At 34.8% G+C, this 14,360-nt stretch carries 8 protein-coding genes and 2 pseudogenes; 8 read left to right on the top strand and 2 right to left on the bottom strand.

The window, feature by feature from the left end; all coding sequences use genetic code 11:
- The first annotated feature begins 223 nt into the window (after positions 1 to 223).
- Together P5P87_RS01630 and nagB are read left to right on the top strand one after the other, a co-directional pair.
- Positions 224 to 2,317, top strand: coding sequence for an alpha-L-fucosidase (locus P5P87_RS01630; RefSeq protein WP_278021319.1), 2,094 nt, complete (start codon positions 224 to 226; stop codon positions 2,315 to 2,317).
- A 224-nt stretch (positions 2,318 to 2,541) separates the two neighbouring features.
- Positions 2,542 to 4,455, top strand: coding sequence for a glucosamine-6-phosphate deaminase (gene nagB, locus P5P87_RS01635; protein WP_278021320.1), 1,914 nt, complete (start codon positions 2,542 to 2,544; stop codon positions 4,453 to 4,455).
- A gap of 334 nt (positions 4,456 to 4,789) precedes the next feature.
- Here nagB and P5P87_RS01640 read toward each other — a convergent pair whose 3' ends face one another.
- Positions 4,790 to 5,503, bottom strand: coding sequence for a LytR/AlgR family response regulator transcription factor (locus P5P87_RS01640; protein WP_198857349.1), 714 nt, complete (start codon positions 5,501 to 5,503; stop codon positions 4,790 to 4,792).
- A 70-nt stretch (positions 5,504 to 5,573) separates the two neighbouring features.
- Positions 5,574 to 6,632 carry a sensor histidine kinase gene (locus tag P5P87_RS01645; RefSeq protein WP_198857348.1) on the bottom strand — a complete coding sequence of 353 codons (1,059 nt, stop codon included), beginning with the start codon at positions 6,630 to 6,632 and terminating at the stop codon, positions 5,574 to 5,576.
- A 130-nt stretch (positions 6,633 to 6,762) separates the two neighbouring features.
- Between P5P87_RS01645 and P5P87_RS01650 the strand changes: the two genes are divergently transcribed.
- From P5P87_RS01650 to P5P87_RS01670, 6 genes and pseudogenes are all read left to right on the top strand, one after another.
- Entirely contained in the window at positions 6,763 to 9,000 is a 2,238-nt protein-coding gene (locus tag P5P87_RS01650) for a GH92 family glycosyl hydrolase (protein ID WP_278021321.1), read from the top strand.
- A 22-nt stretch (positions 9,001 to 9,022) separates the two neighbouring features.
- A pseudogene (locus tag P5P87_RS01655) lies at positions 9,023 to 10,901 on the top strand (sodium:solute symporter family protein).
- A gap of 241 nt (positions 10,902 to 11,142) precedes the next feature.
- Positions 11,143 to 12,108 carry a glycoside hydrolase family 130 protein gene (locus P5P87_RS01660; RefSeq protein ID WP_278021322.1) on the top strand — a complete coding sequence of 322 codons (966 nt, stop codon included), beginning with the start codon at positions 11,143 to 11,145 and terminating at the stop codon, positions 12,106 to 12,108.
- 7 nt (positions 12,109 to 12,115) lie between these two features.
- Positions 12,116 to 12,781 (top strand): carbohydrate-binding family 9-like protein, encoded by a 666-nt coding sequence (locus P5P87_RS25695; RefSeq protein WP_340696611.1) that lies wholly within the window; start codon positions 12,116 to 12,118, stop codon positions 12,779 to 12,781.
- Positions 12,782 to 12,851: 70 nt separating this feature from the next.
- Positions 12,852 to 13,184, top strand: coding sequence for a hypothetical protein (locus tag P5P87_RS25700; protein ID WP_340696612.1), 333 nt, complete (start codon positions 12,852 to 12,854; stop codon positions 13,182 to 13,184).
- A pseudogene (locus tag P5P87_RS01670) lies at positions 13,159 to 14,278 on the top strand (putative glycoside hydrolase). The gene P5P87_RS25700 and the pseudogene P5P87_RS01670 overlap by 26 nt, the downstream one beginning before the upstream one ends.
- Positions 14,279 to 14,360: the final 82 nt, after the last annotated feature.

Raw genomic sequence — 14,360 nt, forward strand, 5'->3', positions numbered from 1 at the left:
AATCAAAATATATTAATAAAGCCCGAATCTACAGATTTGGGCTTCATTTTTTAGACAACTTCAAAAACAGTTGTTTTAAAATAGCATACTCAACACGAATTATTTAAATAAAATCATTTTATACCAAAATGCTGTAAAAAATGTTGTTGGTCGAAATTCTATTCGAGAGATTTCAATTTATACTACATTTATGCTTTATAGACTATTCTAAAGCAAATCAGCAATGAAAAAAATATTTCTTTCCTTATGTCTTTTTGGTGTAATTTCTAGTGCTTCAAGTCAGGAATTGGCAAATGCACCTAAGCCTTTTGGACCAGTTCCGACCCAGAAACAAATTGATTGGCAGGAAATGGAATTTTATGCTTTTGTGCACTTTTCATTAAATACTTTCACGAATAAAGAATGGGGTTATGGAGACGAATCACCAGAACTTTTTAATCCGTCGCAGTTAGACGTTCGCCAATGGGCGCGCGTGGTAAAAGAGGCTGGAATGAAAGGAATTATTTTGGTTGCCAAACATCATGACGGTTTCTGTTTATGGCCTTCAGCTTATACAGAACGTTCTGTAAAAAATTCTCCGTGGGAAAATGGAAAAGGAGATTTGGTAAAAGAACTGGCTGCTGCCTGTAAAGAATACGATTTAAAATTAGGATTATATCTTTCTCCTTGGGATAGAAATCATCCACAATACGGCAAACCAGAATATATATCGTATTTCAGAAATCAGTTAAAAGAATTATTGACGAATTATGGAGACGTTTTCGAAATGTGGTTTGACGGAGCAAATGGCGGAGACGGTTATTATGGTGGTGCAAACGAAACTAGAAAAATCAATTCTTTGACTTATTATAATTGGGATGAAACGTATAAGCTAATTTACGATATCGCGCCAAAAACGCTAGTTTGGGGAGTTGGACCATCTGAAGCAAGATGGATTGGAAATGAAGAAGGACGCGCAGGAAAAACGAATTGGTCGTTACTTCGTCAGAAAGATGAATTGGCTGGAAAAGTACATTACTCTGAGTTTATGTCTGGGCATGAAGATGGAGAAAAATGGGTTCCTGGCGAAGCCGATGTTTCCATTAGACCAGGATGGTTTTATCATTCAGTAGAAGACGATAAAGTGCGTTCGCTTGACGAAATGGTCGATATTTATTATGAATCGATTGGACGAAATGCGACTTTATTATTAAATCTTCCAGTTGATACGCGTGGTTTAGTTCATGAAAATGACGAAGCAAGATTGAAAGAATTGGTTGCCACAATTAAAGCCGATTTCAAAAAAGAACTATTGGCAGGAACTCAGGTTCAAGCTTCAAATATTCGTGCAAACGATTCTAATTTTGGTCCGCAGAATGTTATTGACGGAAATAAAAATACGTATTGGGCAACTGACGATAAAGTGAAACAAGCTACAGTTGAATTTACGTTTAAAAAGCCAACTGCAATCAATAGAGTTTTGCTTCAAGAATATATTAAACTTGGACAGCGTGTAAAAGCATTTTCGGTAGAAGCAAAAGTTGACGGACAATGGAAAACAATCGCCAACGAAACGACAATTGGCTACAAAAGGATTTTACGTTTAGATCGCGTTACGGCTTCTGCACTTAGAATAAATATTCTGGATGCAAAAGCAGGATTTGTAATTAGTGCAATTGAGGCATATAATGCGCCAACTTTTGTAAAAGAACCTCAAATTCTTCGTGATAAAAATGGCTTGGTTACGATTAAATCGGAAGAAGGAAATGCAGTTTATTATTCGCTTGACGGAAAAAATCCTTCAGAAAAAAGTACTTTATACAAAACTCCATTCGTATATAATAAAGCAGTAGAAATAAAAGCTATTTCGAGAAATACAAAAGAGAAAATTAATAGCGCGGTAAAAACAGCTAAATATGGTGTTTCTAAAGAGAAATGGAGAGTGATTTCTATTTCAAGCGGAGACAATAAATCGGTTGAACGAATTATTGATGGCGATGCGAATACCGATTGGGCTTTTGGAAACAATGAAAATAAATTGCCGCAGGTAGTCATTATTGATATGGGCGAATTGCATACGATAAATGGCTTTACTTATACGCCACAGCAAGTTGGAAATAATTTGAATTTGATTTCGAATTACGAATTCTATACGAGCGAAGATAATATTACTTGGACGAAACAATCTGAGGGAGAATTCTCCAATATCAAACATAATCCAATTGAACAGCTTAAGAGTTTTACTGCGGTAAAAGCTAGATTTTTAAGATTTGTTGCCACAGCAGCTGTTGGGAAAACACAAACAGTTTCGATAGCCGAAATAGGTGTTGTGGAATAAAAGTCCTTTTTTTGGAAAAAAAGTTGTTTTAAAAAGAGCCGATATTGTAATTGTATATTATTTCTATAAATATTAAGCTTCCCGAAGCTTATAAAAAAAGGAGTTGCTTTTTTGAAACTGTCCTATTTTGTCTTTTGCCGAAGCTTAGCCGTTATTAGTCGAATTTTTAGTACAAGCGGATAATATAATTCTACTTTTATCTTAATAATTAAATGGCAAGGCAAATGATTAAAGAAGATATTGGTTTTAGAGAAGCAGGAAAATTTGAAGAAACACGTTTTGAGAAAATTCACAATGTTATTTTCGAATCGTCGCAAGAAGCTTCTTTATTGGTAGCGCAGGAAATTGCCAATTTAATTCAGAGAAAAAATGAGCTAAACGAGCCTTGTGTTTTAGGTTTGGCTACGGGTTCTTCGCCAATTAAGGTTTATGAAGAATTAGTTAGAATGCATAAAGAGGAAGGTCTGAGTTTTGAGAACGTTGTGACTTTCAATTTAGATGAATATTATCCGATGGATAAAAATGATATTCAGAGCTATTATCATTTTATGCACGAACATTTGTTCAATCATGTAAACATTCCTTCTGAAAATATCAATATTCCTGATGGACAGGTGAGCGCCGAAGAATTACAGCAATATTGCATTGATTACGAGATGAAAATTATCTCTTATGGAGGTTTAGATTTTCAGCTTTTAGGAATCGGTAGAACGGGGCATATTGGGTTTAATGAACCTGGTTCGCACGTGAATTCGGGAACTAGAAGCATTACTCTGGATCATATCACGAGAGTTGATGCGGCTTCTTCTTTTTTAGGAATAGATAATGTTCCGAGAAAAGCCATTACAATGGGAATTGGAACCGTTAGAAACGCAAAAAGAATCGTTTTACTTGGCTGGGGAATCAGCAAAGCAGGAATTATAAAAAACACAATCGAAGGAGAAGTTTCTTCGCACGTTCCAGCTACGTATTTGCAAGAGCATAACAACACAACATTTGTTCTAGATACAGAAGCTTCGTCTGAATTGACAAGAGTTAAAACGCCTTGGCTGGTTAAGTCTTGTGTTTGGACAGATGAATTAAAATTAAAAGCGGTGGCTTGGTTAAGTGAGTTAACGAAGAAACCTTTCCTGAAACTGACGGATAAAGATTATAACGACAACGGTATGTCGAGTCTTTTGACGGAAGAAGGAACTGCATACGATTTGAACATTAAAATGTTTAATAAAATGCGGCAAACCATCACTGGATGGCCGGGCGGAAAACCCAATGCAGATGATACTTATAGACCGGAGCGTTCCACGCCGGAGAGAAAAAGAATTATCATTTTCAGCCCGCACCCAGACGATGATGTGATTTCTATGGGAGGAACTTTTGACCGTTTGGTAGAGCAAGGTCATGAAGTTCATGTAGCCTATCAGACTTCTGGAAATATTGCAGTTTCAGATGTTGAAGCTTTGAAGTTTGCTGAAATTTCAAAAGCATTACATCCAGATTCTAGAATGTCGGACAAAATAATTGACTTTCTTCAGAACAGAACAGGAAATGAAATCGATTCACTAGAAGTTAGAAAGTTAAAAGGATTAATAAGAAGAAGCGAATCTTTTGGAGCAACACGTTACATTGGTTTGCCAGATTCTAACGTAAACTTTTTAGATCTTCCGTTTTACGAAACTGGCACGGTTAAAAAGAATAATCTTTCGGATGCAGATATCAACATTATGTGTGATATTATAGAAAGAATAAAACCGCATCAAATTTATGCCGCAGGAGATTTGGCAGATCCGCACGGAACTCATAAAGTGTGTTTAGACAGTTTGTTTGAAGCTTTAAAAAGACTAAAACATAACAGCTTTATGGACGATTGTTGGGTTTGGCTTTACAGAGGCGCTTGGCATGAATGGGAATCGTACCAAATTGACATGGCAGTACCAATGAGTCCTGATCAGGTTTTAAAGAAACGACATGCTATTTTTTATCATCAGTCTCAAAAAGACGGCGTTATGTTTCAAGGTGATGACAGCAGGGAGTTTTGGGTGCGAGTTGAAGACAGAAACAGATTGACTGCAGAAAAATATCACAGCTTAGGATTAGCAGATTACTCGGCTATCGAGGCGTTTAAGCGTTATCATTTCTAAGTGCTTTTGCAGCAATAAAGATAATAGACTATTTCATGGTTTATTTTGGTTAGTTACCTATAATTGAGAGAAAATGCGGTCGTGGTTGGCCGCATTTTCGTTTTTTATAGTTTTGTTTTTTTAACCGAAAAGTTTTTTTACCGCAAAGAGCGCTAAGATTTACGCAAAGGTCGCCAAGATTTTATTTTTACGTTGTTTGAAAATTGAGCATAAAAAAGTTCGCAAAGCTTAACGAATAGCTTTGCGAACTTTTTGATTCTCTTTTCTTTATCAACTAGCTTAAAAAAACTTAGCGAACTTTGCGTAAATCTTAGCGTGCTTTGCGGTTAAACCTTTATATAGATGAATTAAGGATTTTCTGTTTTACTTCATCAATATAAGATCTTCCGATAACGTAACGAAGTCCTTCGATTTCGATGCTATTTCCTTCTACAGCATCAATTTTATCAATTGCAATTGTGTAGGATCGATGTATTCTAATAAAATCTCTTTCTGGCAGTAATCCTGTAAAATCTGATAAAGTACTGTGAATTATGAATTTACCAGAAGTTGTACTGATTTTTAAATAATCTTTTAAACTTTCGATAACTAGAATTTCGTTCAAGAAAATCTTTTTCATTTTTTTCTTGTCGATTTTCACGAAAATAAAAGGATTCTCTTTACTATTTTCCTGTGGTGTTTTAGTGGTATTATTAAGGCGTTTGTTGATCTTGTTTACCGCTTTCATTAGTCTCGGAAACTCAATTGGTTTTACCAAATAATCTAAAACATCAAGCTCATACGTTTCAATTGCGAACTGATCGTAAGCACTTGTGATAATAAGTAAAGGAGGGTTTTCTAAACTTTTAATAAAATTAATACCATCCAAAACAGGCATGTTAATGTCTAGAAAAATTACATCTATAGTATTGTTTTTTAAGAAATTTAATCCTTCAATAGAATTACTAAAAGTATTTACTAATTCTAAATCTTCAATCTGTTCAATATAATTTTTAATAACGTTTATTGCCAATGGCTCATCATCGATAATTAAACACTTTATTTTCATTTGTACTGTTATTTTTGGCCGGTATGTGATTTTTTGTAGGTATAGTTTTCTAAACTTATAAAAGGCGGGGTCAAGTAACTTTTATAACTAGTTTAACGACAAAAATATTCTTTTTATTTTTAAATGAAAGCTTATAGTCACTTTTATTATATCCTAATTCGAGTCTTTTCTTTACGTTTTCAATACCTATACCACTTGACTTGTTAAAATTATCTTTATGTACGGTAAATTCGGGCATTGGGTTTGAAATTGTGAAATATAAATAATCTCCTTTTACTTTAAAGTTAATGTCAATTACAACATTACCAGTGTTTTTGTTTACTCCGTGTTTAAAAGCGTTTTCGACAAAAGTCAAAAGCAATACCGGTGAGATTTCTTTATCATGAATATCTCCAGAAATATACATGTTAACTTCAAGGCGTTCTCCATTTCTAATTCTTTCCAAATCCAGATAATTCTGAATGCACATAATTTCATTTTCTAAAGTCTGCTTTTTGCCTTTTGTTTCATAAAGCATGTATCGCATCAATTCAGAAAGTTTTAAAACGATCTTTGGTGTTTTGTTTGATTTTTCTACCGAAAGCGAATAAATATTATTTAAGGTATTAAAGAAGAAATGTGGAGAAATCTGCGATTTTAAAAACAATAATTCGGTTTCTAGTTGAGATTTTTCTAAATCGGTAACACGTCTTTGCTCTTTTAAGAAATCCAAAGTAATTTTAATTGCTGTAACAAATGTCATTACATACAATTCGCCCATCATCATGTCTATCGTGTAATTGAGCGTAAGCGTGTTGATGGTCTGTGGACCTTCTGGCCAGACATTGTGTGTAATTAGCAAATAAGTGAGATTAAATTTTAAAACCACCATTATAAAAATAGCGGACAATACGGTTACTATATATAGGAAGTATTTTTTACGGTAAACCAAATAGGGCATTAAAACCAAAATATTCAGATAACATAATGCCATGTGAATAGGAAATCCGAGTAAAGTAGTTTTTAAAGAGTAAACGTAATCGTTAAAATAGCTTCCCCATCGGAATGTATTAAACACAAAATACGTCAGCCAAAAGTAAACATGATAACGTATAGGTAAACTATAAGGTTTGCTGGAGTTGAAAATCATAATCGTAGAAAAGAATGTCGTTTGTTACTATTTTTTGATGTTTAGAGCTGTTTAAATGTCGTCCGTCTAAAAATATTTTGGTAAAAGTTGAATTTGTATAAATTTAAAGTTAAATTAATATTGTTTTGATATGAGGAAAATTACGCCGCTTTCTCTGACGGTAATTTTTACTGCAAGTTGCAAAATAAATGTAGATAAAAATAAACATCCGCAAAGTTTTGCAACAAATTATGTTGATCCTTTTATAGGTACTGGAGGCCACGGACATACATATCCTGGCGCAACAGTTCCGTTTGGGATGCTTCAAGTGAGTCCAGATAATGGAATTTCTAGTTGGGACTGGTGTTCGGGCTATCATTATTCGGACTCCATAGTTTCTGGATTTAGTCATTTACATTTAAGCGGGACAGGAATCGGTGATTTGGCTGATATTTTATTTATGCCGACAGACAAAAAGTTAGACTTAACCGCCAAAGCCGCTTCACGCGATTTCTTACCGTATAAATCAAAATATAATCATGTTAACGAAAAAGCAATACCGGGTTATTACCAAGTTTTTCTTGAAGATCCTAAAATCAATGTAGAATTAACTTCTACACAAAGAACCGCATACCATAAGTATACCTATAATAATAACGACACACAATCTGTTGTTGTCGACTTAGGTTTTGCTATTAATTGGGACAAAGCAACAAAAACAGCTATTACAGTTGAAGATGCAAATACTATTAGCGGTTACCGTTATAGTACAGGTTGGGCAAAAAATCAGAAAGTATTTTTTGTAGCAAAATTTTCTAAGCCAATTATTGAATCTATTATTACGGCAGATAAAAAAGTAGTCTCAGGGAAAAGCGCTGAAGGCGAAAATACTGCTCTTCAATTATTTTTCGATCCTAAAAACTCTAAAGAATTAGGCGTAAAAGTGGCGCTTTCTTCTGTAAGTATCGCTAATGCGAAAGATAATCTAGAAGAGAACAAAGAATTTGAGAAAGTAAAAACAGACGCTTCTGCAGTTTGGAACAAAGCTTTAAGCAAAATTACAGTTGAAACTCCAGTCGATTCTCTAAAAACTATTTTCTATACGGCTTTATACCATGCTCAAGTTGCTCCAGTAACGTACAGTGATAAAAACGGACAATTTAGAACGGAGGATGATAAAATTGTAACTTCAAAAAATTACACAGCTTATTCCACCTTATCTCTTTGGGATACGTTTAGAGCTGAAAATCCGCTGCTAACTATTTTAGATCCGAGTAGGGTTTCAGATATGGTGAATTCGATGTTAGCGTACTACGAAACCAAAAAGATACTTCCGGTTTGGACTTTATATGCAAATGAAACCAATACAATGACAGGATATCACTCGATTCCGGTTATTGTTGATGCTTATTTAAAAGGTATTAAAGGTTTTGATGCTGAAAAGGCTTTTGAAGCAATGAAAGCAACAATGATGCAAGACGAACGCGGATTGAACTTCTACAAAAAATACGGATACATTCCTTACAATTTATTAGACGAATCAGTTACAATCACTTTAGAATATGCTTATGATGATTGGTGCGTGGCTCAAATGGCGAAAGCTTTAGGAAAACAAACAGATTATGAGTTTTTCTCTAAACGTTCAAAAGCTTACGAATATTTATTTGATGCCAAATCTGGTTTCATGAGAGGAAAATCTGAAGATGGAAAATCTTGGAACGAACCTTTCGACCCAAAACACTCTAATCATAGAGAACACACAGATTATACTGAAGGAAATGCTTGGCAACACAGCTGGTTTGTGCCTCATAACGTTGACAATTTTATTAAACTTCATGGCGGAAATGCCACTTTCACAAAACGTTTAGAACAGTTATTCACAGAGAGTTCTGAAATTACTGGAAACAATGTTTCAGCAGATATTTCTGGTTTAATCGGACAATATGCACACGGAAACGAGCCAAGCCACCACATTGCTTATATGTTCAACCATGCAGGTCAGCCTTGGAGAACGCAATATTGGGTTCGTCATATTTTGGACACACAATATAATACCACAGCAAATGGTTTGAGCGGAAACGAAGATTGCGGACAAATGTCGGCTTGGTATGTATTTAGTTCAATGGGATTATATCCAATGAACCCAGCTTCGGGAGAATACGAAATTGGAAGTCCGATTTTTGAGAAATCGACCTTAAATCTTCCAAACGGAAAAACTTTTGTGATTGAGGCAGAAAATGTTTCAGACAAAAACTTCTATATCCAATCGGCTACTTTAAACGGAAAAACATTTAATAAAACAGCCATTTCTCACCAAGAAATGCAAAAAGGCGGTGTACTTCATTTTGTAATGGGGGCACAGCCAAACCAAAATTGGGGTCTAAACTAACTAATTCAAAATAAATAATTTAATGAACATTATTGACGTATCAATCATTTTAATCTATATCGTACTCTCGGTCGGTATCGGAATCTGGATTTCAAGAAAAGCATCAAAAGGACTTGATGATTATTTCCTTGGAGGGAAATCAATCAAATGGTATTTCTTAGGATTGAGCAATGGCTCAGGAATGTTTGATGTTTCAGGAACTTCCTGGATGATTGGAGTTTTATTTTTATATGGCGTAAAAAGTTTCATGTTTATGTGGCTTTGGCCAATCTGGAATCAGATTTTTGTCATGATGTTTCTCGCAGTCTGGATTAGAAGATCAAAAGTAATGACGGGATCTGAATGGATTTTAACTCGTTTTGGAAGCGACAAAGCTGGAAAAGCATCGCATATTATTGTAGCTATTTTTGCTATTATTTCTACAATTGGTTTCATCGCTTATTTCTTTGTTGGAATCGGAAAATTTGTAACCATCATTCTTCCTTGGGATTTAACAGTTCACATGAATGGTTCTGTTTTCTTAACATCAGAACAAGCTTATGCTTTGTTAATCATTTTCTTGACTACCATTTATACCGTTAAAGGCGGAATGTTTTCTGTAGTTGCAACAGAAGTAGTACAATATATTATTATGATTGTTGCCGGAGTTTTAATCGCTGGTTATGCATTCATCAATTATACAGATATTCAAATCAATTCGGTTATTACGCCAGAATGGAAAAATGTTTTCTTCGGATGGGAATTTGAAACGCAATGGAGCGATAAATTCGAAACTTTCAACAGATTAATTGATACTGAAGGTTACAAAATGTTCGGCGCTTTTATTGGAATGACTTTATTCAAAGGATTTTTTGCGAGTGTTGCAGGACCAACTCCAAGTTACGATTTACAAAGAGTTCTTTCTACGAAATCGGTAAAAGAAGCGGCTTACATGAGTGGTTTTACCAACTTGATTTTATTCATTCCGAGGTATTTATTAATCACAGGAATTGTAGTTATTGCCTTAGTAAATTTAGCTCCAGAATTAAACGCAAACGTTAATCTAACAGGAGCAGATTTAGAATTATTGATGCCAAAAGTTGTAAATCTTTATATCCCAGTTGGAATTAAAGGAATTCTTTTAGCAGGATTATTAGCCGCTTTCATGTCTGGATTCTCAGCCTTCGTAAATGCAGGTCCAGCGTATATTGTAAATGATATTTATAAAAAGTATTTCAAACCTGTTGCTTCAAACAAACACTATATTAAAGTAAGTCAGATTTCTTCTTTCTTGGTTGTTGGTCTTGGAGTTTTCATGGGATTCTTTGCAGATTCTATCAACTCATTAACACTTTGGATTACAAGTGCTTTATACGGAGGTTACGTTGCAAGCAAACTTCCTAAAATGGATTTGGTGGCGTTTCAACGGATGGGGGTATTTCTGGGGAATGGTCGGCGGATTAATTGCGACTTCTCTTCAATTCATTTTAGATCAAAACAAAGGAAATTTAGCAGCGGGGACATTCTTGCATGATCTTTCGCAAGTGCCATCAATTTACTTATTCCCATTAATTTTCGGAATGTCAATATTAGGTTGTCTTTTGGGAACTTACTTAAGCAAACCAACAGATATAGAAGTACTGAAATCTTTCTATACAAACGTTAGACCTTGGGGATTCTGGGGGCCAGTTTACAAACAATTGAAAGCGGAAGATCAATCTTTCCAAAAAAATAATGATTTCTATCTTGATATGATGAATTGTGTAATTGGAATTGTATGGCAGTCAAGTATGATTCTGCTTCCAATTTATTTCATTATAAGAGATTATCCGAAGGCGGGTGTTGCTTTAGCAGTGTTTTTAGTGACGACTACGGTGTTGAAGTTTACTTGGCTGGATAGAGTTCGTAAGATAGAAGAATAATACGTGTAGCAACTTTGTCAAAGTTTCAAACTTTGACAAAGTTTTACCATACAGTTTGTCATTTCGACGAAGGAGAAATCTTCGCAAGAAGCTCCATCTCGTAAGTTGCCAATCTTTGTAGAGTTACTCGTGGAGATTTCTCCTTCGTCGAAATGACAAAACTGTGTGTGACAGTTCAAAACAACAGTCACAAACAACAGAATAAAAGAATAAAAAAACTAATAATAAAAAAAAACAAAAAATGAGTACTATTCCTTGGCAAGACAGACCCGAAAACAGTAAAGATGTAATGTGGAGATATTCTGAGAATCCAATTATCGACAGATATTCGATTCCTTCATCAAACAGTATATTCAATAGTGCAGTTGTACCTTTTGGAGACGGATATGCTGGGGTTTTCAGATGTGATAATAAAGCGGTTCAGATGAATATTTTTGCTGGTTTCAGTAAAGATGGTATCAATTGGGACATTAACCATGAACCAATTGAGATGAAATCTGGAAATACAGAAATGATCGAATCTGCTTATAAATATGATCCACGTGTAGTTTGGATCGAAGACCGTTACTGGATTACTTGGTGCAACGGTTACAACGGACCAACAATTGGTATTGGTTATACTTTCGATTTTAAAGAATTTTTCCAATGTGAAAATGCCTTTTTACCATTCAACAGAAACGGAGTTTTATTTCCACAGAAAATTAATGGAAAGTACGCGATGTTAAGCCGTCCAAGTGATAACGGACACACGCCTTTCGGAGATATTTGGATCAGCTATAGCCCAGACATGAAATATTGGGGAGAACACAGATTGGTAATGAAACCAAGTCCGTTTGAACAAAGTGCTTGGCAATGTACAAAAGTTGGTGCAGGACCAATTCCGATTTTAACAGACGAAGGTTGGTTAATGATTTACCACGGAGTAATCAATACTTGCAACGGTTTCCGTTATGCAATGGGTTCAGCACTTTTAGATGTTGATTCGCCAGACCAAGTAAAATACAGAACACAACCTTATTTATTAGGACCAGCAGAGACTTATGAAATGGTTGGAGACGTTCCAAACGTAGTATTCCCTTGTGCTGCTTTACACAATATTGAGGAAGATAAATTAGCGGTTTATTACGGTGCAGCAGATACTCACGTAGCAATCGCTTTCGGAAAATTAAGTGAAGTAATTCAGTTTACAAAAGAAAATAGTTTATAATATAAAGATGCATAGTAGAAGTAATTTATTGTCCCTTGCCGTTTTTTTTGTTGGATTGATGGGTTATGCGCAATCTGAAAAAGAGGTTACACCAAAAAGTTATATTGCCTATAAAACTTCAAAAGAAATTGTTATTGACGGAGACGGCGCAGATAAAGACTGGGAAAAAGCATCTTGGACAACTCCTTTTGTCGACATAGAAGGCGTTGAAACTCCAAAATACAAGACTCAAGTCAAAATGTTATGGGACGATAAATACTACTATATTCTCGCTAAAATAGAAGAACCTCACGTTTGGGCAAATCTAAGACAGCGCGATACTATTATTTTCTACAATAATGATTTTGAGGTTTTTATCGATCCAGATAACGATACGCACAATTATTATGAATTAGAAATTAATGCCTTAAACACGGCTTGGGATTTATTCATCAATAAACCCTACCGTGAAAAAAATACCGTTCTAAACGATTGGAATATAGATGGTTTAAAATCGGCTGTAAAGGTTGACGGAACTTTAAATAATGCTTCCGATACTGATAAAGGCTGGACATTAGAAATTGCAATTCCGTGGTCGGTTTATAAAACATCCTATTTTGATGACATTGTTCCAAAAGATAAGTTTTGGAGAGTCAATTTCTCTCGGGTAAATTGGCGAGCATTCTATCGTTGACGGAAAATACGAAAGAAAAAAAGATTCAGAAGGAAAGTTTCTCCCAGAATACAATTGGGTTTGGTCGCCTATGGGAGTGATAAATATGCATGAGCCCGAAAAATGGGCTTATGTATACTTCTCTTCAAAAGAAAGCGATGATAAATTTACAATTCCGCAGGAAGAAAAAGTAAAATGGGAACTGTATACATTGTACCGTGCTCAAAAGAGATATTTTGATAAAAATAAATCATGGGCAAAATCACTGCAAAGTATCAGTAAAAAAAATATAGTTGTTGATGGAAAAGTTTTAAAACCAGTTTTAGAAAATCATTCATCAGGATTTAATATCTTGGTAAAGAGTCCTTTTTCAAACAAAACCTTAATAATTAAAGAAGATGGTAAAATTATTACGAACGAATAAGTCGCAAAAACTATCAAAAGTTTTAGTATTAGCGCTTTCGCTGAGTTTATTCTCGTGCGGACAAAAAGAAAATAAAGATCAGCAAAACGGTAAATTCACTTTTGGAGTCTGGACAACTGCCGACGCTAAAAAATCGGATGCAGATTATTCAAAAGAATTCAAAAAATACAAAGACGGAGGAATCGACGAAGTTTTAATTAACACACAAACCGATCCGAAACTATTAGCAAGATTAGTTCCGCTTGCAAAAAAAGAAGGACTAAAAGTACACGCTTGGATTATGGCAATGAACCGTCCAAATGATTCAGTTGCTCTACAACATCCAGATTGGTATCAAGTAAGCAAAGAAGGAAAATCTTGTTTTGATAACCGTCCGTATGTAGATTATTACCAATGGCTTTGCCCAACTAAAGAAGAATCTAGAAATCACGTTTTAGGTTTGGTTGAAGGTTTAGCAAAAGTAGAAGGAATTGAAAGTGTGCACTTAGATTACATTCGTTTCCCAGATATTTTTCTGCCAATTAGTTTGTTGCCAAAATACAACTTGGTTCAGGATGTAGAACTACCACAATTTGATTTCTGTTATTGTGATGCCTGCGTAAGCAAATTCGAAAAAGAACATCATAAAAATCCGAAAAATAGCCACAACACTTCAATTGATATGGAGTGGAAAAACTTCAGATTAAATGCAGTAAAAGCGGTAGTTGATGATGCGTATAAAATCGCACACAAATACAATAAAAAATTAACTGCTTGCGGTATTCCCTTATCCAGAAATGGCAGATCATATGGTGCGCCAGCGTTGGGACAAATGGAATATTGACGAAGTATATCCAATGATTTATCATAGTTTTTATGATGAAGAAATTGACTGGGTAGGTTATGCAACCAAACAAGGCGTAACCGATTTAGAAGGAAAACAAACGAAAATAAATACAGGGATTTATATTCCGGGATTAAAATCGGATGCAGAATTGAAAGAAGCGATTTTGCTGGCTAAGAAAAATGGTGCAACAGGAGTTTCATTTTTTGACGGAAATGCCTTATCGGATAGTAATTTAAAAACAATTGCGGCCGTAAAATCGGCCTTGTAGTCGATTTTACTGGGATTAAAAATTATTACTGATTAATTTAGCAACATTAAGAACGTTTTGTTTCTGAAAGTTGAATTAAAAC

This window comes from Flavobacterium ginsengisoli (assembly GCF_029625315.1).
GTDB classification, from domain to species: Bacteria; Bacteroidota; Bacteroidia; order Flavobacteriales; family Flavobacteriaceae; genus Flavobacterium; species Flavobacterium ginsengisoli.